Below are 19,839 nucleotides of genomic sequence, written 5' to 3'. Positions count from 1 at the left end.
GTCAGAAGGCGAGCTTCATGCCCGTCATGAGGCTGCGCGGCGCCCCCGGCAGGATGGAGCCGGTGGTGGCGGCGAGGAGGCCGGCGCCGTTCGGCAGGCCCGTGGCGCGGTTGAGGGAACTGGTGAGGGTCTGGGCCGAGGCCACGGAAGTGGTGTCGAGGAGGTTGCGCACCTCCGCGTAGAGGGTGAGGCGCCGGGCGTAGCCGCCGGTCAGTTCGGTGGCGTAGTGCAGGTTGGCGTTGAGGATCGCGTAGCCCGGCACCCGCAGTTGGTTGCCGTTGTCGATGAAGACACCGTCCTGGGCCACCGCTTCCACGAAGGCGCCGAGACCATCGAGGGGGCCGCCGACCTGATCGTAGCCGATCCGGGCCAGGAGCTGGTGGGCGGGCACGCCGGGTAGGGATTTGCCCGCCCTGTCGAGGCGCACGGTGAAGGGCCCGGCGCTGAGTTGCTCGATGTAGCGGGTATAGGTCTGCGCGTCGAAGGTGTAGGCGAGCACCCCGCGCCAGCCCGGCGCGAAGGCCCAGTCCGCCCCGACCTCGACGCCGTGGTGCTCGGAAGCCGGCGCATTGACGAAGTAGCTCAGGCGCCCGCCCCCGGGCGATTGCGAGACGAGTTCGTTGCGGAAGAACTCCTGGAAGCCGGTGACGCTGAAGCGCAAGGTCTCGGTCGGCGTCCAGTCGAAGCCAAGGTCGAAACCGAGGTTCTCCTGGGTCTGGAGCCCGGTGTTGTTGCCCGGCAGGCCGGCGGGGGTCACGAACAGGTTGCTGCCCGTCGGCGTGGCGTAGCCCGTCGCCACCCGCCCCCGGAACGCCCATGCGTCGCTCGGCCGGTAGACCAGGGCGGCCTCCGGCGCGACGTTGCGGATGTCGCGCCGGGCGTCGGTCACGGACGTGGTCCGGCCCGCCGGGGAAGTGGCGAAGGCAAGGTTGCGGCCGGTGATGAGGGTCCGCGTCGCGCTGATCCCGAGCACCCCCGTCCATGTCTCCGAGAGCGCGACCTCCTCGCGGGCCCGGCCGCCGAGGTTGGACTGCTCGCCCCGCTGATCGCCGATCTGAGCGCCGAGCGCCGGCCCGTCGCCCAGCACCCGGTTGAAGGTGGTGACGTGGTTGTCGATGGTGTTGTAGGCGAGCGCCACGTAGCCGGTGGCGGGAAGTCCGAACAGCGCGTGGCGCCGGGTGAGGTCGGTGATGAGGTTCCAGGACGGGTACGAGCCGCGAAAGGCCGACGTGTAGAAGGGCTGGTCGAAGTTGCGCTCGTCGAAGCCGAGCTGCACGCGCCAGGTGGTCTGCGCGTCGATGTCGTGCTCGAGCCGCGCCGCCACGATGGTGCGGCGGTCGTCGCGCCCGAAGGCGCCCTGCGCGGCGGTGACCGGCACGGTGGCCCCGAAGGCGCCGTTGACGAGCAGGTTCGTCAGGGTGCAGCCGGACGCGGCCGTCGCCGCCAGGGCGCAACCGCGCTGGTAGGGGTTGATCCGGTACTGGTTCAGCGAGGCGCGGGCGGGCAGGTCCGCATGCACCACGTTGTTGATGACCTTCAGGGTCAGGCGGGTGTCCGGGCTCGGGGTGTAGCTCGCCAGCAGGTTCACCGTCTGCGTGTCGTAGGCGGCATGGTCCTGGTAGCCGCGCGCGCGGGCGTCGCTGGCGAACAGGCTGATCTCGAACGGGCCGCTGGCGCCGCCGACCGTGAAAGAGTTGCTGAGATACCCGAAGCTGCCCGCGTCGGTGCCGACCTCGACGCCGTCGATCTCGCGGCCGGTGCGGGTGCGGAAGGCGAGCGCGCCGCCGGTGGCGTAGTTGCCGAACAGGGCCGATTGCGGCCCCTGGAACACGTCGATGCGGCTGTAGGCGCGGGGATCCACGAGGTCGAAGCGCGAGGCGCCGTCGGGCTGGGTCAGGATGAAGCCGTCCTCCAGCACCACCATGTTGCGGATGACCGCCGTGGAGCGGGCATTGCTGCCCCGGATCGAGATGACCACGTCGCGCCCGCCGCTCCCGGGCCGGACGGTGACGCCGGGACTGTCGAGGAGGACCGCGCCGATGTTCGTGGCCGGGCGGTCGGTGATGGTGCCGGCGCGTCCGACCGTGCCGACCACCTGGCCCACGGGGTTCTCGATGACGCTCGGCGCCGAGCCGGGCGGCGCGGCGACCCCGAACGGCACCCCTCCGTCGGTGCGGGCGGGCGTTCCGCCGCCCTCCCCGGTCACGGAGAGTTCCTCCAGCACGACGCGACCGGCCGCATTCTGCGCCCGGACGGCGGTGTCTCCGAGACCGACGACGAGCAGGGCGGCGAGGACGCGGGTGAGTCCCTCGGACCGGAGGCTCGGGGCCGCGCCGCGTCGCAACGTGATCGGGAAGCGCTCCACCGCCAGTCCGCTCCCCGGCCCTATCCGACGGCGGAACACGCCGCGTTTCATCGAACACGTCCCAGGATGGGGCTTCGAATGGATCGCGAGGCTCCGGGCCGCGGGGCTGCCCGGAGGCGTCGATCTCGGAAGCCTACGCCATCCGGGTGATGAGCGCCGATCACACCCGGAGACAATCGCGCCCGGCCCTGCGCCGGTCAGGGACGACATGTCGTCGCGGCTCTCACGGCGGCCTTCAGCGCAGCGGAGCATTCACCGTGCAGGTGACGCCCTGGGGCACGAAAGCGATCTCGACCTTCCCGTCGAGGTCGCGGGCGAGGTTGCGCTCGATGAGGCGCGAGCCGAACCCGCGCCGCTTCGGCATCACGACCGTCGGGCCGCCCTTCTCGCTCCAGCGCAGGTTGAGCCGGGGCTTCGGATCGTCCGCACCCATCGTCCAGGCGATCTCGACATGCCCGGCCGGGCTCGACAGGGCGCCGTACTTCACCGCGTTGGTGGCCAGTTCCTGCAGGGCCATCGCGAGGGCCAGGGCCGTCCGGGGAAGCAGCCGGACGTCGGGTCCCCCCACCCGGAAGCGGCCGCCATCCTGCGGGTCGTAGGGTGCGATCGCCTGCGCGATGATGTCCGAGAGGTCGGCGCCCTCCCAGTTCTCGCGCGTCAGCACGTCGTGGGCCCGCGAGAGGGCGAGCAGCCGGGTCTCGAGGGCATCCCGGGCGTCCTCCGTGGTGGCCGCGTTGCGCAGGGTCTGCGTCGCGATCGACTGGACGGTCGCCAGCGTGTTCTTCACCCGGTGGTTCAACTCGTCGATGAGCAGGCGCTGGTGATCGGCGCTGCGCTTCTCCGCCGCGAGCGCCCCGCGCAGGCGCTGCTCGCCCGCGTGGAGGTCCACGAGGCGGGCCCGGGCCTCGTATTGGCGCCGGCGTCCGCGCAGGGCCGTGCGCACCAGGCTGATGAGCGTGGTGGGATGGAAGGGGCGCTCCAGGAAGGTGACGTTGCCGAGCGTCTCCGACAGGTGCTTGGCCTTCGGGTTGCGCTCCGGTCCGCCGCCCCGCGTGGTGAGGAGGATGAAGGGCAGGTCCGACCAGGGAGGCTGCGCCGCGATCCAGCGATTGACCGGGCCCAGGTCCGCAATTCCGGCGGCTTCCTCGGTCAGGAGAACCAGGCCGGCGCCCGCCACCATGCCGGCGAGCAGGTCGCCGAGGTCGCGGCAGATCGCGAAGGTGAGCCCGGCCTCGGTGAGGAGCGCGCCCGCGATGGTCGCATCCCGCCCGAAGGGGGCCAGGATCAGCGCCCGTTCGGAACTGACGGTACTTCTCGGCATCAGCCCCGCTCGATGCCCGAGGGATCCTGCTCGGTGCCGACGAGGGTGGGGACCCCGCGCAGCACCCCCCGGAAGCTCTCCAGCACGGGGCCGATGCGCAGGCCCCGCTCCGTGATCCGGCACTCGCGGATGGTATCCTCGTGGTAGCCGGTGCGCTTCTTGATCACCGAGATCGCCCGCCGGACGCGGCCCGTGGCCTCGAAGTACCGGAGCAGGACGACGGTGTCGGCGAGGTAGGTGATGTCCACCGGCGACTTCATGTCGCCCACGAGCCCATGCTGGGCCACGGTGAGGAAGGTCGAGGCCCCCTGCCGGTTCAGGTACTGCAGCAATTCGTGAATGTGCAGGATGAGGGCGTTCTCCTCCGGCATCGCGGCCTGGTAGCCGTTGAGGCTGTCGATCACCACGGTCCTCACGGCGTGCTGGTCGATGCAGGCCCGGACCCGGTGACTGAACTCGCCGGGCGAGAGTTCGGCGGCATCGACCTGCTCGATGAACAGGGATCCCGCCTCCTGATGGGCGGCGAGGTCGATGCCCATGGCGCGCATGCGCCCGAACAGCAGGCCGATCTCCTCGTCGAACGCGAACAGGGCGGCCCGCTCGCCCCGCGCAATCGCCGCCAGGGCGAACTGGATCGCCAGGAGCGACTTGCCCGTGCCGGCCGGGCCCAGGATCAGCGTGCTCGAGCCCTGCTCGATCCCGCCCCCGACCAACTCGTCGAGCTCGGGGATGCCGCTCGTCATCGCGGTGCGGGCGAAGTGGGTCTTGTGCTCCAGGGCGACCAGCCGGGGATAGACCGTGACGCCGCCGGGCTTGATCGAGAGGTCGTGGTAGCCGCCGCGGAACGCCTGTCCGCGATACTTCACCACGCGCAGCCGGCGCCGCTCGGCGCCGTATTCCGGAGCCTGCTCCTCCAGGCGGATGACGCCGTGCGCGATGCTGTGCACGGTCTTGTCCAGGGTGTCGGCGGTGAGGTCGTCGAGCATCAGCACCGTCGCACCCTGGCGGGCGAAGTAGTGCTTGAGCGCCAGGATCTGCCGGCGGTAGCGCAGGGAGCTGCCGGCCAGGAGCCGGATCTCCGACAGGCTGTCGAGGACGACGCGGGCCGGCCGCTCGGTCTCGATCGCCTGGAACACCGCCTTGGTGCTCTCCCCGAGTTCGAGGTCGGAGGAGTAGAGGAGGCTCTGCTGGTGCTCGACGTCGAGCAGGCTCTCCGGAGGGGCGAGCTCGAACACCTTGATCCGCTCGTCGAGTGTCCAGCCGTGCGAGGCGGCGCCGTCGCGCAACTCCTCCTCGGTCTCCGACAGCGTGATGTAGAGGCCCTTTTCCCCGAGGCGGGCGCCTTCCAGCAGGAATTTGAGCGCGATGGTGGTCTTGCCGGTGCCGGGGCTCCCCTCCAGCAGGTAGAGCCGGTCGCGGGCAAAACCGCCGCTGAGGATCTCATCGAGGCCGTAGACGCCGAGGGCCGCCTTCGACCGGGATTCAGGAGTCTTGGCCATGGCAGCTGATCTCGAGACGCGCCCCGCCTGTCCGCGGGTGACGGCGGTGATGCGGCCCGCCTGCCGTATCGTTCCCGGTGGGCCCGAGGCCGAGCGAGGTTCGGGCGCGGGAGACGAACGCGCGATGCGGTAAAGCCGGTCGCCGGGACATGGCTGCCCTCACTGGTCCCCTCCTCCTGTATGGCGAAGCCTCACGGGAGCCAAGAACCGTGGATGCCACGGGACGCGGAATACCATGGAATTGTTATACGCACGACCGCGCGAAACCTCGGCGGCGCGGCCTGATCCGGGTCGACGTCGCCGCGAACGGCCCCGATGATTTGCGCGATGATTTGCCTGCGAGCGCTCTTGCGCCGCGCGCGCGGCGTCGACCACGCGTCTTCAACGAAGGCCTGAAACGACGAAGGCGGCCCTGAGGCCGCCTTTCGTGAACCATACCCTTCCGAAGAAGGTGTATGGTGGGCGCGACAGGGATCGAACCTGTGACCCCTACCATGTCAAGTTTGTTCCCCTGCCCCAAGTGCCTCTAATCATTGAGGGCGCGCTCCCGTCCCCCTCGGTGAAATCCCGGATTGTTCCGGTACTGTTCACGGGGAACAGGCACGGCGAACCCGAGAGCACTACCTAACATTACAGTTGCGTTTTGTTGCGAATGGGTTCCTTGTTCGGCGTGGACGGCCGGCCTTTGCGTCGTCGGCGCATCTTCTGGTTTACAGCACGGCGTTTCAGATGCGCTTGATGGGCCGCGGCCTGATGCGCCCGTCGCCAGAGCGACCATGCGATGACGTGAGCGGGCTGGATGCGCCGCTGCGCCAGCCGCACGGCGATGCGGCGGATCTCCTGCACCGACCAGCGGATCAGGGGGCGCGCTGTCTCGGCCGGGCTCGGCTTTTTGGGGGCGGCGCGTTGGCGTGATGGCGGATCACCGCCAGCAGGGCGAAGGCCAGCATCACCAGGCTGACGTGCCGATGCCATCCATGCCAGGAGCGGGTCTCGTTGTGGGCGAGCCCGAGTTCGGTCTTGGCGGTCTCGAACGCGTCCTCGATGCTCCAGCGCCGTCCCTCGACCGCCACCAGGGTCGCGAGCGGCGTGCCGGCCAGGCACCAGGTCGTGAAGTAGGCTTGCTCGCCGTCAGCCAGGCTGCGGCGGATCAGCAGCCCCCGCGTCCACAGGCCGGTCTGGTCGTCGGCACCATCGAGGTCAGCCAACTCACAATAGGCCCAGTCATACAGCCGCGCGCCCTTCGTTCCGTCTCCCGCCGACAGGCGCATCCAGGCCGAGGGAGCGAGGCCGTTCGCGATCGTCTCGGCAGTGCCGGCGATCTCCGGCTTGCCGACCCAGGAGTTGAATGCGTGATCGGTCTTGACCCCGAGCACGTAGCCCTTGCCCGCCCGGCGTAGCGCCATCTCGATGTCGCCGACCCCGTAGACGGTGTCGGCCGCCACCCAAGAGAACGGCACGCCCGCAGCTATCGCCCGCTCGATCATCGCCAGAGCCAGCCCCGGCTTGGTCGCGAAGCTTGTCCCCTCCGGCACGTGGGCGGCGGCCAGCCGGGTCGGATCCGAGGTCCAGGTCTTGGGCAGGTACAAGGCCCGATCGATGAAGGCATGACCGTGCCGCGAGGCATAAGCTGCGAACACACCGATCTGGCAGTTCGTGATCTTGCCGGCCGAGCCGGTGTACTGGCGATGCACCCCGCACGAAGCCTTGCCCTGCTTGAGGAAGCCGGTCTCGTCGAGGACCAGAACCGCGTCCGGGTCGGCCAGCGTCTCCAGGGCATAATCCCGCACCACGTCGCGCAGGGTGTCGGCATCCCAGCGTCCGCGACCGAGCAGCGCCTGCTGACGCCAAGGCCCAGGATCGCCCGCGGCTTCCGCCCGCATCCAACCGGTCTTACGCCGCTCCGCGCCGAGCAGTCCGTCCAGGAACGCTCCCGCCGAGGCGGCGACCCGCTCCTGGCTGAACAGGGGCCGCATGCGCCCCTTCACCTCTCGCAGAGACGAGGCCCACAACTCCAGCGTCGCCTCGATAGAGGTCCCGGTCGTCCATAATGTGCGCGTCATGGTGCTGCACAGAGTCAGAACCCCATCGAAAACGCAACTGTAATGCTAAGCTCGCCGACGCGGCACGAGGCTGATGGGCTCCTCGTCGTCCAGCTCCAGCGCTGCCGCCCCCTTGCTCAGCGCCTCGGGCGAGAAGCGGGCATAGATGTCCCGGGTGACCTTCGGGTTCGAGTGCCCAAGGTAGCTGGCGATCTCCTCCATGGGGACGCCAGCTTCGGCTTGGCGGACGGCGGCCGAGTGCCGCAGCATGTGCGGGTGAACGTGCGGGAGGCCTGCGTTCTTCGCGGCCGTTGCCAGCCCCTTCTTCACCGATCCGACGCGCTCCCCGTTCCACTCGATGACGAAATCCGATCGGGTGCCCCTCTGCGCCTCCAGGAGGCGGAGGCGAAGCGTTCGGGTCAGCGGGACCACCGCCCTCCCCTTGTGCGCGACCGTGATCTCCGGATCCTCCAGGTCGATCTTGCCCCGGTCGAAATGCACACGGTCCCAGGTCAACCCCAGGATCGCGGCGGCGCGACCGGCGGTGCCGTACGCCACGTGCACGAACAGCCCGAGATGCGGCGCCTTGCAGGCCTCCGCGAGCTGGCGCACCTGATGCGCGGTCAGATGCTTGTCGGCGCTGCGCTTCGGAAGCGCTGGACGCTCGATCGCCGGCGCCGTGGCGATGAGCTTGTGCTTCTCGGCCCATTTCAGGACCATGCGGATGCGGCCGAGCTCGGTGACGATCGTCCCGTCCTTGATGCCGTTCGGGTGCCGTGCGGTGCGCAGGCCGCGCCGCTCGGCGATGTAGGCCCGGCAATCCGCGATCGTGATGCTCTCGCCGGCCATCTCGCTGAACCGAGCGCTCAGCGCCTTCCACTCGTGACGCATGATCTCGACCACGGGGCGCCCAGCCTTGTCGACCCGGTACGCCTCCCAGAGTTCGGCCACGGTGGTTCCGGTCGGCCTCAGCGCCTCGGCGTAGACGGATGGCGCACGGCGGCGAGCCTCAGCCGGGTCACTGGTGCCGAGCCGGAAGCGCCGCCGCTTGCCGTCTTTCCAGAACGTGAGGACGCACTCGCCTTCCGGGAAGCCGGCGGATTTGAGCCGTCCGATGTCGTAGGGCTGGTCTTGATCGCGCATTCTGCTTCCTCGACGGCAGACAGGGGTATCCGGAGCAGCTTCCCGCCGAGGCGAAAGTGCCCGAGGTCGCCCCGGTTGACCATGTTCCTGACGTGTTGCTCCGAGCATCCCCATCGCTCGGCGACCTGCCTCGGGACGAGAATGGTTTCACGCATCGGGTCCTCCTGGCATATGCGGCAGTAGCGGGACGAGCGATTGGCGCTCATGGGCAAGCGCCATGTTCTCGCGCACGGCCTCGCCGAAGGTGACGCTAGAGCCTGGGGGCAGCGTGTTGGCGAGGAACTCGTCCTCGAAGACGACGATGCCGATCTCGACGGCCTCGAGCTTCGCCTTGATGACCAGAGCGAGGGCGCGCCAGCGGGATCGGCAGGCCTGCTTCCATGCGGTTTCAGCGACGCTGGCCGACCGGGGCTTGCCGGTCTCGGTCCGCGTGAACTCGTCGGCCTTCGGGTCCGGCATCGCGAGGCGGAACAGCACGCGCCGGCCCAGCATCGTGAAGGTGATTGCGGCCTGCGTGTCACTCTCCATGTGCGTGAACTCGGCGGCGCCGTAGCGCCGGACCGTCGTGCGGATCTCGCCGATGCTGCGGTCCATCGGGACCGACGTGTCGGCGGCGAAGCGGCGGGTCATGGGCGCTTCTCCTGCGGGCGGATGGGATCGTTCGTGCGGTTCTCGCGCTGCTGCTTCGCCGCCAGCTTGAGCAGATTGCGGATCTGGTCGCGGGTACGAAGCTGAGACGGGATGCGTCGAAGCGTCTGCAGGGCGTTACGCTCGCGCTTCTTCACGCGGCGGCTCCCTGACTGATGCGTTGGCGGATGCCCTGGGCTCTGCGCACCATGGTGTTGGCGGCGATCCGGCCGGTGGGGATGGTGCGCAGCGGCGAGGGTCGCCTGCTGAGCACGCCGACGGCGTCGGGCTGGTAGACCTCGATCTCGGCGTCGGTGAACCCGGCCGCGCGGAGGTGCGCGTCAGTGCAGGGCGCGTACTCAAGGTCGCGCATCACGCGAGCCATCCGAAGAATACGGTCGCGTGCGTCGGGCGCCTTACGCGCCGCGTGGAGCAGGGATGGGGCGGTCATGCGACCTTCCTCGGACGGTAGGTCTGGGCGTGCCGCAGGACCTCGGCATAGGAGACGCTGTTAAGCGTTCGCCATGCCTCGCGGCACCATTCGATGTTGAGCCGGTCGAGCACGGCCTCCTCCGGAGGCAAGCGCAGGGCATGGGCGAGGAACGAGGCGACGCGGTCCTCGGCGATCGCGCGGCCGTTCGGGCTGGCCCGCAAAGCCTCGGCGACGAGCCGCTCGACCTGGCGTTCGCGCGTGGCAGCGCGGGCGTTCCGGGTCTCGGCGCCAGCCGGAAGTCCGATCGCAGCGTCGTCGGGGGCGCATGGTGCCCAGGCGTCCAGGCACAGCGGGCAGGCCCAGACTTGAGCGTCGAGCACGTCGGGGTCTCGCGCGCCCGCCTCGCGGCCCGTGGTGCGCTCGCACTCGGTGCCGCAGTCCGCGCAGTAGCAGTAGATGGCCGGCGCGGTCATCAAGCGGCTTCCGCCAAGCCGACCAGGGCGCCGAGACGCATAAGGCGCTCGTCGAGCTCGGCCAGGAACTCGCCGACCTGCTCCTCCATGACGGCAATCGCAGCGTCATCGCGGGCGATCCGGACGAGGAACAGCTTCATCTCGTCCGGCACGCGCGGGTCGTAGGACCCGAAATCGCACCAGGTCCTGCCGGTGCAGGCCATCTGCCACTGCACCTGGGGGCCGTATTCCTCGGGCATGTCCTGCGCGAGGATCGTCCGAACGTGAGTGGCCGTCATCGGGCACTTGAACTCGACGCACCCGTCCTCGCCCACGAGGCCGTCTGGGCTCGCGCCGGACTGCGAGTAGCGCGGGTGCGGGACGAACCCGACCTGATGCACGGTCACGTCGCGCTCGAACTCGTAGGCCGCACGGGCGACCGGCTCCTGCTCGACGCCCCACAGCATCTCGGCGCTGGTGAAGCGCGGGGCCGGCGCGCCGGTGAGACGCTCGGCGATGAGCTGTCCCATGTACCGCTCGCGCTCGGCAGTCGGCTTGCCGGCTTTGGTCCGCGCGGTCACGTCCACGATGCGTGAGGCGGTGACCTTCCCGAGGCGGGCGGCGAACCACTCGGCGGTGCCCTGGATCATCTCAGCCATCAGCGTGCCCTCTTGCTTTCGAGGGCCTTCACGGCCGCATCGAACTTGGTTGCTGGAAGATCGGCGAGGGACTGGACCTGCATGAAGCGCAGGAAGCGCGGCAGGTCGGCCTCGACGCTGGTGGCGAGGTCGCGCAGATCCATGGCCTGCTCGTCGGTGATCCGAGGGGCGCCGCCGCCGGCACGTCCGTCGTCGTCCTTCTCCGCCCCATCGCGGCTGGTCAGATTGAGGATGGCCTGCGCCGCATAGCGCTTGCCGTAGCTCGTCGAGGAGCCGACGGCCTGGACGGCGTTCTTCGAGCCCGACGTGTCGAGCGGAAGCTCGATCGTGGTCTCTTCGCTGTGCCCCTCGCGGTGGCTCAGGATCGCGGTGACGGCGAGCCGGTCGTTGATGCGGGCGATCTTGAAGCTGATCCCGAAGCCGTGCTGACCGAGCACGGGTTTGATGGCGTCGTTCACGTCCTCCCACAGGGCGTACTTCATGCCCTTGTCGCCTCGCCCGCGCTCCCGGATCGTCGGGAGGTCCTGCTGCATGGCGGCAAAAGCCGAGGCGAAGGCGCCCCTGGCGTTCCTGGCGAAGACGCGCTCCTGCATCTCGAGGAGGCGCTCCATCTTGTCGATGTCGACGGCGGGGTTCGACGCGGCGCGCTCGATCATCTGGACGATAGCGGCTGTGTCGGTGATGGCGACGGCGCGCGGTGGCGCCTCCTCCATGGTCATGACTTCCTGGCGGGCGGGTTGGGACATGGCGGCGGTCACTCGGCGGCTTGAGGAAGGGTGGAGCGCTGGGCGGCGCTGCGGCGGACGAAGGCGTTGGCCTGCTCGACCCAGGCCTCGGCGAAGGCGATGCGGTCGGCGGGGAAGTTCACGGGCTCGATGACGACGAAGGCGGATTCGCCATGCCGGTCTTCGACGGTGGCGCGCGTGCCGGGTCGGACGCGGTATGGTGCGCGGTCTGCGAGGGAGCGGCGGGTCACGGGCGAACCCTCCCGCCGAACACGAAGGCCAGGGCACCGGTGACCAGCGCGGGCACCAGGATGGCGATGCGCAGGGCGTGGCCCGCGAGCACGTGGAGCGCTTCGTCGAGCTCCACCGGCGTGGCGAGGCCGCCGACGGCGCGCTCGATGATGTCTGCGAGGCCGAAGATGGCGGCGACCGTGAGCGGGCCGCTGACGAGGAGCAGGCAGGCGAGTTGAGCGTCGGACAGCATCACGCGGCCTCGGACAGGTTCAGGGTGGCGGGGGAAAGGGAGGGGTCCACGGCGCCGTGGCGCTCCAGGATCGCGAGGACTTGCCGAAGCATCTCGTCGCGAGCGACGGCCTCGCGGTCCTTCGGGTCGAACCAGCCGCCGAGCGCGTCGATCTCGCGAAAGGCCCAGTCAATCGGGCGGACCCCGGCGGGGGCGATGAGTTCGGCTCGGATGCCGGTATCGGCGACGGTGAGGGCAGCCATCAGGCGGCCCGCCCGTAGCGGCCGGCGCGGGCCGGGACGGCGGTAATACCGAGTTCGGCGTGAACTGCGTTCTGGGCCTCGGCGTAGCGGGTGCCGGCCTCGGCCGCAGCACGGTCCATGGCCCGGATCGCAGGGCTGGTGACGTAGCCGGCCGGGATCCGCAACTTTTCGACCGGACGCGGGCCCTGCCGGTCCATGCGAGCGCCCCACTCGGCGGCGGTCTCGCGGGGGTTCGCCTGAGCCTGTTGGGCTGCCTGCGGGACCATGACAGGCGCTTCGCAGGCAGCGAAGTCAGCGTCGGGCGACAGCGACGCATGCCCAAAGGCGAAGCGCGCCGCAGCGGCCTGGTTCTCGGCTACGACCCGCGCGACGTCGCGGCGTGAGGCATCCACCTCCTCCGGCAGGAGGGTTAGCCCAGCGAGCCAGGCAGCGTAGGGCGTGTGCTTGGGGAGGGTCTGGGGCACCGGGTGGCTCCATCGGCTGGCGATGAAGGCAGTATACGCGCTAAATATATCGCGTCAAGCCGTTTGCGATAAATATCTCGCATCAAAGCCACGAGGTGCCGGGAACATGTTCTTGAAATGTTCCGTTTCAGCGACGAGCATGGGCTGACATCACTCGGAGCAGACGATGGCGGGCAAGGACCTCTACGGCGTGCAGGCGTTCACCCTCGACCGGGTAGGCAAGCTGATCCAGGGACGGTTCTGGACGTGCAAGGACGCGGACGAGGCGCGCGGGTTGGCCGAAGGGCGCGTCAACGGCGGATATGTAGCAGGGGCTGCCGCATTCTACCGGACGGGTGCCGGAGAGTTCGACGAGGGCGAGGCGGTCACGATTGCTACCTACGGGCGGGTGCCAGCAGGCGTGATCGATGCCCTTCCGTTCTGATAGCATCTGATTGGTTGACGGTGAGTCGATAGACGCCATAGTTGACGCAGGTAGGCTCGCTGGAGTGCCTGGTCGCGGCGCGGCAGCCTGATGGACGTCAGCACATTGGATGGCTGACTCAAGGCCATCAGGGAACAGGTCCAGGAGCCTACCGCCAATGTCTGTGGGCGCTCAATCCATAGTATTCGAAGATTTCTCTTTGCGCAGCGCTTAGTTCAAGCTGCCAAAGTGCAGGCATTGTTTTCACGCCAAAGCCGGCGGCATCATTGTCCTGTGTAGCAACAACCGCTTTCAGCGCCCTTGCGTATTCCGAACGACAAGTTCCATCCGCGCGCGATACGACCGCTTGATAGAATGCGCTTGCTACGATGTCCGCCAGCATCAAACCCGCTCGAGTTGTGTGCGGGTGCGCTTCGATCAAATCAATATCAACGACGGACCAATCTAAGTCGCCGCCCTTTAGGTGGAGCGTGCCGGCTGCGCTTTGTGGCCTTATCCATTGTAGATAGGCTCGAAATTGACTGTAGGAAACTCGGTGTATTTCTGAAAATTCTATCTTTAGCTTTCCAGGCTGAGCACCTTCCTTCTTGTTCCTTAGTCCACAATAAGCTGTCACCCTTTCAAGCAGCAGTCGGCCGATCCAGCAGTAAAACGGGTTCCTAGCAGGTATGCGGGCCGCTCTCTTGTTGCTGTGATCGCGCATATTTTCTTTGTGTGAAATCACTACAAAACAGCGTATAGGCAATCTAGCTACCATCTCGCAGACAGCAAGCTTCTGCTCTGTGCGAAGTTTCTGGAAGTGAAGGTCCTTTGATCGCGAGGCGCCGATACTATCAAGTATCTCTCGCACCCAGCCTGCGACAACGCTCTCGTTATCTGCGCGCATCAGCACGGCGGAAAGGACAAACCATTCAGTGCCGCCGTTCGGATCTTTAGGCCGAATGCTACGGAGGTTGTCGTCGCCAGCCTCGTCTATGAAGGCAACATAGCGGTATGGCTTGTCGGCGGGAGGAAGCGGTTCGCTCACTCAGGCTCGCCTGCGCCTTTGGATGGGCCGATGCACCCACGTCACAAGCGCAATAATCGACACCTCGATCCGCCCATCTTCATCCTCGATCATGGATTCGAGCGCCGTCGGCCCCTGCGGAATGATGATCGGCTTCTGCCAGCGCGGGTCATCTGAGTCTGGCCAGAGCTCCACGTGGTTGCCCTGCTTCATGTACCGCTTGGCCGTACGCTGCCGCAGCAGGCCGGCGTTCCGACGCATCTCCACGATGACCAGGTCGTCCTCAGCGGGACGGTAACGAGCGGCGATGGCGTCCACGCAGGCCAGGATATCGCCGTCGATGGCAACGCGGTTCAACGACGTGCCGCGCACCACGAGGCCGTACTGATCCTCGACCCGCCAGCGCTCGTCCGGCTTGACCGGCACCGGGTCAAACTCCGGCACGTCGACATGGTCATCTGCTTCGAGCCACCGGCCTGCCGCCACTTCGCCGATGACCTTCAGGGAAGGACTGTGCGCGAGGGCCGCTGAGGCTTCTTGGGCCTTGGCGATGTCCTCATCCACGCCGAAGGCGAGCCATTCTGGCGAGACCTTCAGGATGGGTGCGAGCTTGCGCATCGTGTCGAGCCTCGGCGACTGCGACTTGCCCTCACGGATGTTTCGTATGGCAGATGCACTGAGCCCGGCCGCTTCCGCAGCCCCACGTTCACTCAAGCCGAGCGAGTCGATGCGACTTTGGATGCGGGTAAGGACCGCCTGATCGTCGTCTGATGCCATGCGCGAAATCTATCGCGCAAATCTGTGGATACAGAGCGATAGGTTTAGCGTTGACCTCGCGATAAACTTAGCGCATCGTCTCGTCCCATGAGACTTCGAGACCAGCTCCTCACTGTTTCGGAAGCCTACGCGAACCTCGTGGGGCGGTCCGAAGCTCGCGTGTCCACCATCGTCTATGGGTCGGGCAACGCCATCCTGAGACTTCGCGACGGGGCCGATATGGGCTCCGAGCGTATTCACAATGGCCTCCAGTGGTTCTCCGATCATTGGCCTGAGCCCGCCGACTGGCCTGCTGACGTTCCGCGCCCGCCGAAGACGCCCACCACGACCGAGCAGGCCGCGTGATGCGCGTCATCCTCGCTCCCCTTCGCGCCTCCGCGATCGCGCTCCGGAACCCCGATGCGCTGGTCGTCGACTACGAGGGCCAGTGCATCCGGCGCGGTGCGGATCGCATCGTCCTTGGGAGGGGCCGCAAGCCGACCCAGCTGTTCCGGATCTGCGTGGCGATGTGCTGCTCGGTCGGTCGCTCGATCGGTCGAGAGGACCTGCTCGACGCCATGTTCGGGGACGACCTCTATGGCGGCCCGCTGCATGCTGAAAGCGTCCTTGCGAAGAACCTGACCCACACGCGGCCATTCCGCGCCTGGGCTGGTCTGACGATCAAGCGCTCGATCGCCGGGCGCCTCGATGTTTCCGAGACCACACCGCGCCGCCATGCGCACGGACCCTCCTTCCGCATTTCGCTTCACGGCGTCTGGCCGGTGGGAGCTGCCGCATGAACGCCGAAGCGCTCACCCATGCGGCGAAGGCCTGCCGCGAGTCGGCGGATTTCCTGACGCGCGCGGCCGATGATGCCGACGTGTTCCTGCATCGCTGCCCGGATGCGGGCGCCGGGATGCGCCAAGCCTCGAACGAGATGCGTGCTCGCGCCATCGGGCTGAAGGTCGCCGCTGCGTTCTTGGACCGGTGCGCCCGCTTCCCGCTCCTGCTGGCCCTGCTGGCCGCCCTGGAAACTGGTCGGGATGTGGTGGTGCTGCCGCTGTCCGGGCCGGTTGTCGTTGGCGACGATCAGGATCCTGCCGCCACGCCGCGTTGGAAGCGGGCCCGCGCCGTCCTCGCTCGGTTCACCTTCGCGCGGGCGGCCTGACATGCCCTGGCCCGTCTCGCTCATCTTCGCTGCTCTTTCCGTGCTCGCGTTCGGTGTCGCGGCCCTGACCGGCTCTGGTCGGGCGCTCGCGTTCGGGATGGCCGATGCCGCGATTGGGCTCGTCGCCTTCTGCATCTGGGCGTGGTCGCTATGAGCGCCGCGCCCCTCCGAGATCACGCCCGTCGAGCCTGCGCGGCTCCGGAGCGTGAGCGCGCCGACCGAACCGCGCTGACGCGGTGCCCGGTCGGCGCGTCCTTGAATTCGCGCGATCATCTGAGCCGCCAAGCCGCTGATCGCGCGTCTGTACTGCGTATCCCGTTCAACCTCCCGCACTCCGTTGGCTTCGTTGCTTCGATCTTCTTGAAGCACGGGAGACTGCGGAAATGCTGGCAAAGATTAGGGGGGCGCACCGCATGGTGACCGCCGACGACGAACTCGCCTTCGTACGCCCCGGCGTGGTGAAGGCCATCGAGATCCTGCGTGGGCGCGGCCTCTCGCAGATGGGTGCGTACGAGGTTCTCGCCGGTCAGGTCGGCAAGTCGCCGAGCTGGGTCCGAGGCATCGTCGGTCGTGATCCGAGCATCGGCGTTCGCCTGCGCGACGCACTGAACCTCAGCGCCGCCTACGAGCGGCTCTGCAAGCGCATCGAGGCTGCGGCCGATGCCGAAGAAGCCCGCATCGCCACCCTGACGGAGGAACTTCATGCGGCTCTTGCAGCACGCGATCCGGTGGCTCCGTCGACGCTGCCAGCGGCGGTCAATCGAGCAGCAGCTCCGCGCCGTGCAGTGCGTCCGACCGTACCGGCACTGGCCCCTGCGCATGCTCGATCGCGTGCGGCGCGGGTGCCGCTGGATCTGAACGACCTGCCGCTGTGGCGGGCGTCCCACGAGGAGAAGTGACCATGGTGGACGGTACTGAGCAGGCGAAGGGATTCGAGCGAGTCCCCGACAGCACGGGCATCCCAGCGCTAACCCGCAACGAGGCCGACGCACTGGTCGAGAGGTCGACGGCGCCCCGTGTCACGGCCGACGCCATCACAGCGAAGGTCGGTGACGTCGAGTACTTCCGGTCCGGCGTGCTGACGATCTGCATCATCACCATGCAGACCGGCTTCACCTTCGTGGGCAAGTCCGCCTGCGTCTCGCCCGAGAACTACGACCAGGCCGCCGGCGAGCGCTACGCCTACGACGACGCGTTCCGGCAGATCTGGGCCTTCGAGGCGTACCTGCTGCGCGAGTCCCTCTCCGCGATCGCGGATGCCCAGCGCTGCCAGGACAATGCCGTCGAGGCGCCCCGCGCGACCCAGGACCTGCGCTCGCGCGGCGAGCCCCGCGTCCCGCGCCACGATGCGCCCTCGGCCGCCTGACCCCCGAAACAACACCGCCCGGAACCCTACGCGGCGAAGCGGGGTCCGGGCGGTTCGCAATCGGGCGTGGTGCCCGTGCTGTGGAGAGAGACAATGGAAGCCACAAATACTGTCGAGATGCAAGCCGAGACGCTGTCCGGCGACATCCGAGACCAGTACCTCGACCTCATCCGGGGGATGGATGAGCCCTGGACCAAGCTTAGTGAGGCCCAGCAAAAGCGGATCATCTCAAAGGTTGAGCTGATCTCGCGCAACGTGGTGCGGGGCTCGGTCGACATCGTCGCTCACACCGGCTTCGAGCACATGCTCGTCACCACCGGCGAATGGACGGTGAAGGACGGCATCAAGATGAAGGTGTCGGCCTCCGGTTCGGTCGAGGACATCACCAAGCTCGCCGAGCACGGTGGCGGCTCCGCCATCCTCGTGTTCGCCGAGGCCAGCGACTACTTTGGCGAGCGCGCCCCGGCCCAGGCCGACAAGGATCAGCCCGATCTCCGGATCGATGAGGACGGCGTCTTCCAGGAGGAGACGGAGCTAAAGCTCAACGAGCTGCGCACCGACGAGGACGAGGACGAGGAGACGGAGCAGGGCGAGGCCACCAGCGGCAAGCCCCGCCGGCGCCGTCGTGCTGCTGCCGGCGGCGATGCTCCGCCCGCACCGGAGATGCCGGCCGACACATCCCGCGAATCCGTCGACGCTTGATCCGGGAGCGCGAGCGGTGCCCGATCCCATCATCATCCGCCTGCCCGGCCCCCCGCGTGGGAAGGGCCGGCATCGCTCGCGCGTCGTGACCGTCGCGGGCCGTGCGCCGAGGACGCAGCAGTACTCCGACGCTGCGACGCGCGCCTACGAGGCCGACCTGCGCGCGGTGGCCACCGCCACCATGCGCGGGCTCGCCCCCCTGTCGGGGCCGTTGTCCGTGGCGGTCTACGCCTACATGCCGATCCCGAAGAGCTTCTCGAAGAAGAAGCGCGCCGACGCCCTAACCGGCATCGTCCGGCCCGAGGTCAAGCCTGATTGGGACAACATCGCGAAGTGCTCCGACGCCTTCAACGGCATCGTCTGGGGCGACGACGCGTCCGTGGTCGAGGGCTTCGTCCGCAAGGCCTACGCCGAGACGCCTGCGCTCGTGTTCCGCATCGAGCCGGCCGCGCCGCTCGCCCGGGACCTCGCGTCATGAAGGCGCCCGTCACGTTCCGCCCGAGCGAGCTCTACCGCATGGGTCTGGCGCTGCTCGCAGACGAGCAAGCCGACGCTCGCGACCGGATGGCCCATGGTCGGAAGGGCCGGAAAGTTTCCGGGCCGTCCGAGGTCCGTGACCGGATCGGTGCGCGGTTCGGCATCTCCGGGCGCCAGGTCGACAAGATCGGCCACGTCTGCCGGGCGGCCGTGGCCGACCCTGCGCGGTTCGGTCCCCTCCTCGAGGAGATGGACCGCACCGGCAAGATCAACGGGCCCTACACCAAGCTGCTGCGCCTCCAGGATGAGGCGCGCGTGCTCAGCCTCGTTCCGGTGCAGGGCCGGTTCCGCACCCTGGTGTTCGATCCGCCCTGGGCCGAGGACAACATCTCGGACGCGGCCGGGCACGACTACGCGCTGATGCCGTTCACCGACATCCTCGCCATGCCGGTCCGCGATTGGGCTGAGGACGACGCGCACCTCTACCTCTGGGTCACGAACAACACGATCCTGCTCGCCCCGCAGCTGCTCGACGCCTGGGGCTTCGAGCACAAGACGGTGCTGACCTGGACCAAGCCCGACATCGGCTTCGGTCGGTACTTTCGGAACAGCACCGAGCACGTGATCTTCGCGACGCGCGGCACGCTGCGGACCCGGCCCCCGGCACGCTCGACGCGCACCGATCACGACTGGCCCGTCGGCGCCAACTCCGAGAAGCCGGACGCCTTCTACGACCTGGTGCGCGCCTGCAGCTACCCGCCGTTCGGCGAGGGCTTCCAGCGCACGCCCCGGCCCGACTTCGTGAACCTCTACCAGCCGGCGCCCCTGCCTGCCCTCCAGGCGGCGGAGTAGGGCCATGAGCACAGAAGCACGCATCTGGGCCAAGCGGCACACCCTCGGTAATCCGACCGCCAAGGCTGTTCTCCTGGCCATCGCAGACTTTGCCGACGAGCACGGCGAGGCTTGGCCTAGCCAAAGGGCGCTTGGGGACATCACCGAGTTTAAGCCCCGCGCCGTTCGCGCCGCTGTCGCCTTCCTCCAGGAGGTCGGTCTCCTCCGTTGCGAGGAGCGTCGGCGCGCAGACGGGGGACGCACCAGCGATCGCCTTCTCCTGGATCTGAGCGCTACCCCCCTGGCATTAAATGCCGGGGGGGCTCCCCAGGCAGGAGATGCCAAGCCCCCCGGCAGGAAATGCCAGGCCCCCCGGCAGCAGAAACCGGGGCCCCCGGCAGCAGATGCCGGACAAGAACCTTCACTGAACCATCAGAAGAACCTCCAGGCTAACCGTCAGACGAGTGCAGAACCCGCCGCGAGCGAGCCTGCGGAATCGGCAGAGCAGCGCGACAAGCAGGCCCGGCAGGATCGTCGGGACCTAGTCGAGCAAGCGGTCTCGACCCTCTGCGCCATCACGGGCCGAAGCCGGGCCTCAGCCCGGGCTGCGATCGGGTCGTGGCTCTCGATGGCGGACGAAGAGCTCCACGTTG

28 protein-coding genes and 1 pseudogene are annotated in these 19,839 nt (G+C 68.1%); 11 read left to right on the top strand and 18 right to left on the bottom strand.

Annotated elements, in window-relative coordinates; translation table 11 throughout:
• Window position 1: 1 nt before the first annotated feature.
• The 16 genes from OF380_RS19850 to OF380_RS19775 all read right to left on the bottom strand — a co-directional run bounded on the left by OF380_RS19850 (window position 2) and on the right by OF380_RS19775 (window position 12,456).
• Entirely contained in the window at window positions 2–2,416 is a 2,415-nt protein-coding gene (locus tag OF380_RS19850; RefSeq protein WP_264046978.1) for a TonB-dependent receptor family protein, read from the bottom strand.
• A gap of 184 nt (window positions 2,417–2,600) precedes the next feature.
• Window positions 2,601–3,686, bottom strand: a complete 1,086-nt coding sequence (locus OF380_RS19845; protein ID WP_264046976.1) for a sensor histidine kinase — start codon at window positions 3,684–3,686, stop codon at window positions 2,601–2,603.
• Window positions 3,686–5,185 carry an ATPase domain-containing protein gene (locus OF380_RS19840; RefSeq protein ID WP_264046974.1) on the bottom strand — a complete coding sequence of 500 codons (1,500 nt, stop codon included), beginning with the start codon at window positions 5,183–5,185 and terminating at the stop codon, window positions 3,686–3,688. Before OF380_RS19840 ends, OF380_RS19845 begins: the two co-directional genes overlap by 1 nt.
• A 630-nt stretch (window positions 5,186–5,815) precedes the next feature.
• Window positions 5,816–6,031: a hypothetical protein gene (locus OF380_RS19835; protein ID WP_264045155.1), complete on the bottom strand. Its 216-nt coding sequence runs from the start codon at window positions 6,029–6,031 to the stop codon at window positions 5,816–5,818.
• 11 nt (window positions 6,032–6,042) lie between these two features.
• On the bottom strand, window positions 6,043–7,248 hold the full coding sequence (locus OF380_RS19830) for an IS701 family transposase (protein ID WP_404810462.1): 1,206 nt from the start codon (window positions 7,246–7,248) through the stop codon (window positions 6,043–6,045).
• Between the two features lie 45 nt (window positions 7,249–7,293).
• A complete protein-coding gene (locus OF380_RS19825; RefSeq protein ID WP_264046972.1) occupies window positions 7,294–8,370 on the bottom strand; it encodes a tyrosine-type recombinase/integrase in 1,077 nt (358 codons plus the stop codon).
• 147 nt (window positions 8,371–8,517) lie between these two features.
• The gene (locus OF380_RS19820) at window positions 8,518–9,000 is read right to left on the bottom strand and encodes a chalcone isomerase family protein (RefSeq protein WP_264046971.1); all 483 of its coding nucleotides are present in this window, start codon (window positions 8,998–9,000) and stop codon (window positions 8,518–8,520) included.
• Entirely contained in the window at window positions 8,997–9,155 is a 159-nt protein-coding gene (locus OF380_RS19815; protein WP_264046969.1) for a hypothetical protein, read from the bottom strand. Before OF380_RS19815 ends, OF380_RS19820 begins: the two co-directional genes overlap by 4 nt.
• Entirely contained in the window at window positions 9,152–9,448 is a 297-nt protein-coding gene (locus OF380_RS19810; RefSeq protein ID WP_264046967.1) for a hypothetical protein, read from the bottom strand. Before OF380_RS19810 ends, OF380_RS19815 begins: the two co-directional genes overlap by 4 nt.
• On the bottom strand, window positions 9,445–9,903 hold the full coding sequence (locus OF380_RS19805) for a hypothetical protein (protein WP_264046965.1): 459 nt from the start codon (window positions 9,901–9,903) through the stop codon (window positions 9,445–9,447). Before OF380_RS19805 ends, OF380_RS19810 begins: the two co-directional genes overlap by 4 nt.
• Window positions 9,903–10,541 (bottom strand): lambda exonuclease family protein, encoded by a 639-nt coding sequence (locus OF380_RS19800; protein ID WP_264046963.1) that lies wholly within the window; start codon window positions 10,539–10,541, stop codon window positions 9,903–9,905. The genes OF380_RS19805 and OF380_RS19800 overlap by 1 nt, the downstream gene beginning before the upstream one ends.
• Window positions 10,541–11,287, bottom strand: coding sequence for an ERF family protein (locus OF380_RS19795; protein WP_264046962.1), 747 nt, complete (start codon window positions 11,285–11,287; stop codon window positions 10,541–10,543). The genes OF380_RS19800 and OF380_RS19795 overlap by 1 nt, the downstream gene beginning before the upstream one ends.
• An 8-nt stretch (window positions 11,288–11,295) precedes the next feature.
• Entirely contained in the window at window positions 11,296–11,517 is a 222-nt protein-coding gene (locus OF380_RS19790) for a hypothetical protein (RefSeq protein WP_264046960.1), read from the bottom strand.
• The gene (locus OF380_RS19785) at window positions 11,514–11,750 is read right to left on the bottom strand and encodes a hypothetical protein (RefSeq protein ID WP_264046957.1); all 237 of its coding nucleotides are present in this window, start codon (window positions 11,748–11,750) and stop codon (window positions 11,514–11,516) included. The genes OF380_RS19790 and OF380_RS19785 overlap by 4 nt, the downstream gene beginning before the upstream one ends.
• Window positions 11,750–11,992, bottom strand: coding sequence for a hypothetical protein (locus OF380_RS19780; RefSeq protein ID WP_264046955.1), 243 nt, complete (start codon window positions 11,990–11,992; stop codon window positions 11,750–11,752). Before OF380_RS19780 ends, OF380_RS19785 begins: the two co-directional genes overlap by 1 nt.
• Complete coding sequence (locus tag OF380_RS19775) at window positions 11,992–12,456, bottom strand: hypothetical protein (RefSeq protein WP_264046953.1); 465 nt, start codon at window positions 12,454–12,456, stop codon at window positions 11,992–11,994. The genes OF380_RS19780 and OF380_RS19775 overlap by 1 nt, the downstream gene beginning before the upstream one ends.
• Window positions 12,457–12,622: 166 nt before the next feature.
• Here OF380_RS19775 and OF380_RS19770 point away from each other — a divergent pair, with 166 nt between their 5' ends.
• Entirely contained in the window at window positions 12,623–12,880 is a 258-nt protein-coding gene (locus tag OF380_RS19770) for a hypothetical protein (protein ID WP_264046951.1), read from the top strand.
• A 148-nt stretch (window positions 12,881–13,028) separates the two neighbouring features.
• On the opposite strand, the gene OF380_RS19765 is transcribed toward OF380_RS19770, so the two are convergent.
• Together OF380_RS19765 and OF380_RS19760 are read right to left on the bottom strand one after the other, a co-directional pair.
• Window positions 13,029–13,907 (bottom strand): DUF3800 domain-containing protein, encoded by an 879-nt coding sequence (locus tag OF380_RS19765; protein WP_264046949.1) that lies wholly within the window; start codon window positions 13,905–13,907, stop codon window positions 13,029–13,031.
• A complete protein-coding gene (locus OF380_RS19760; protein ID WP_264046948.1) occupies window positions 13,908–14,663 on the bottom strand; it encodes a LexA family protein in 756 nt (251 codons plus the stop codon).
• Window positions 14,664–14,822: 159 nt separating this feature from the next.
• On the opposite strand from OF380_RS19760, the gene OF380_RS19755 reads away from it, so the two are divergent.
• The 10 genes and pseudogenes from OF380_RS19755 to OF380_RS28825 all read left to right on the top strand — a co-directional run.
• Window positions 14,823–15,008 (top strand): hypothetical protein, encoded by a 186-nt coding sequence (locus tag OF380_RS19755; protein ID WP_264046947.1) that lies wholly within the window; start codon window positions 14,823–14,825, stop codon window positions 15,006–15,008.
• On the top strand, window positions 15,005–15,442 hold the full coding sequence (locus tag OF380_RS19750) for a hypothetical protein (RefSeq protein WP_264046945.1): 438 nt from the start codon (window positions 15,005–15,007) through the stop codon (window positions 15,440–15,442). The genes OF380_RS19755 and OF380_RS19750 overlap by 4 nt, the downstream gene beginning before the upstream one ends.
• Window positions 15,439–15,810 (top strand): hypothetical protein, encoded by a 372-nt coding sequence (locus OF380_RS19745; RefSeq protein WP_264046943.1) that lies wholly within the window; start codon window positions 15,439–15,441, stop codon window positions 15,808–15,810. Before OF380_RS19750 ends, OF380_RS19745 begins: the two co-directional genes overlap by 4 nt.
• Before the next feature lies 1 nt (window position 15,811).
• On the top strand, window positions 15,812–15,964 hold the full coding sequence (locus OF380_RS19740; protein WP_264046941.1) for a hypothetical protein: 153 nt from the start codon (window positions 15,812–15,814) through the stop codon (window positions 15,962–15,964).
• Window positions 15,965–16,193: 229 nt separating this feature from the next.
• Window positions 16,194–16,709 carry a hypothetical protein gene (locus OF380_RS19735; protein ID WP_264046940.1) on the top strand — a complete coding sequence of 172 codons (516 nt, stop codon included), beginning with the start codon at window positions 16,194–16,196 and terminating at the stop codon, window positions 16,707–16,709.
• Window positions 16,710–16,711: 2 nt separating this feature from the next.
• Window positions 16,712–17,176 (top strand): Gp49 family protein, encoded by a 465-nt coding sequence (locus OF380_RS19730; RefSeq protein WP_264046938.1) that lies wholly within the window; start codon window positions 16,712–16,714, stop codon window positions 17,174–17,176.
• 66 nt (window positions 17,177–17,242) lie between these two features.
• Entirely contained in the window at window positions 17,243–17,878 is a 636-nt protein-coding gene (locus OF380_RS19725) for a hypothetical protein (protein ID WP_264046937.1), read from the top strand.
• Window positions 17,879–17,894: 16 nt separating this feature from the next.
• Complete coding sequence (locus OF380_RS19720; protein ID WP_264046935.1) at window positions 17,895–18,356, top strand: RusA family crossover junction endodeoxyribonuclease; 462 nt, start codon at window positions 17,895–17,897, stop codon at window positions 18,354–18,356.
• Entirely contained in the window at window positions 18,353–19,207 is an 855-nt protein-coding gene (locus OF380_RS19715) for an MT-A70 family methyltransferase (RefSeq protein ID WP_264046933.1), read from the top strand. The genes OF380_RS19720 and OF380_RS19715 overlap by 4 nt, the downstream gene beginning before the upstream one ends.
• A gap of 4 nt (window positions 19,208–19,211) precedes the next feature.
• Window positions 19,212–19,352 (top strand): annotated as a pseudogene (locus tag OF380_RS28825) (helix-turn-helix domain-containing protein); the annotation flags it as partial.
• Window positions 19,353–19,839: the final 487 nt, after the last annotated feature.

Origin of the sequence: Methylobacterium sp. FF17 (assembly GCF_025813715.1) — a bacterium.
Classification (GTDB): domain Bacteria; phylum Pseudomonadota; class Alphaproteobacteria; order Rhizobiales; family Beijerinckiaceae; genus Methylobacterium; species Methylobacterium flocculans.
Note: the sequence above shows the minus strand (reverse complement) of the source record. Positions and strands in the feature narration are given on the sequence as shown.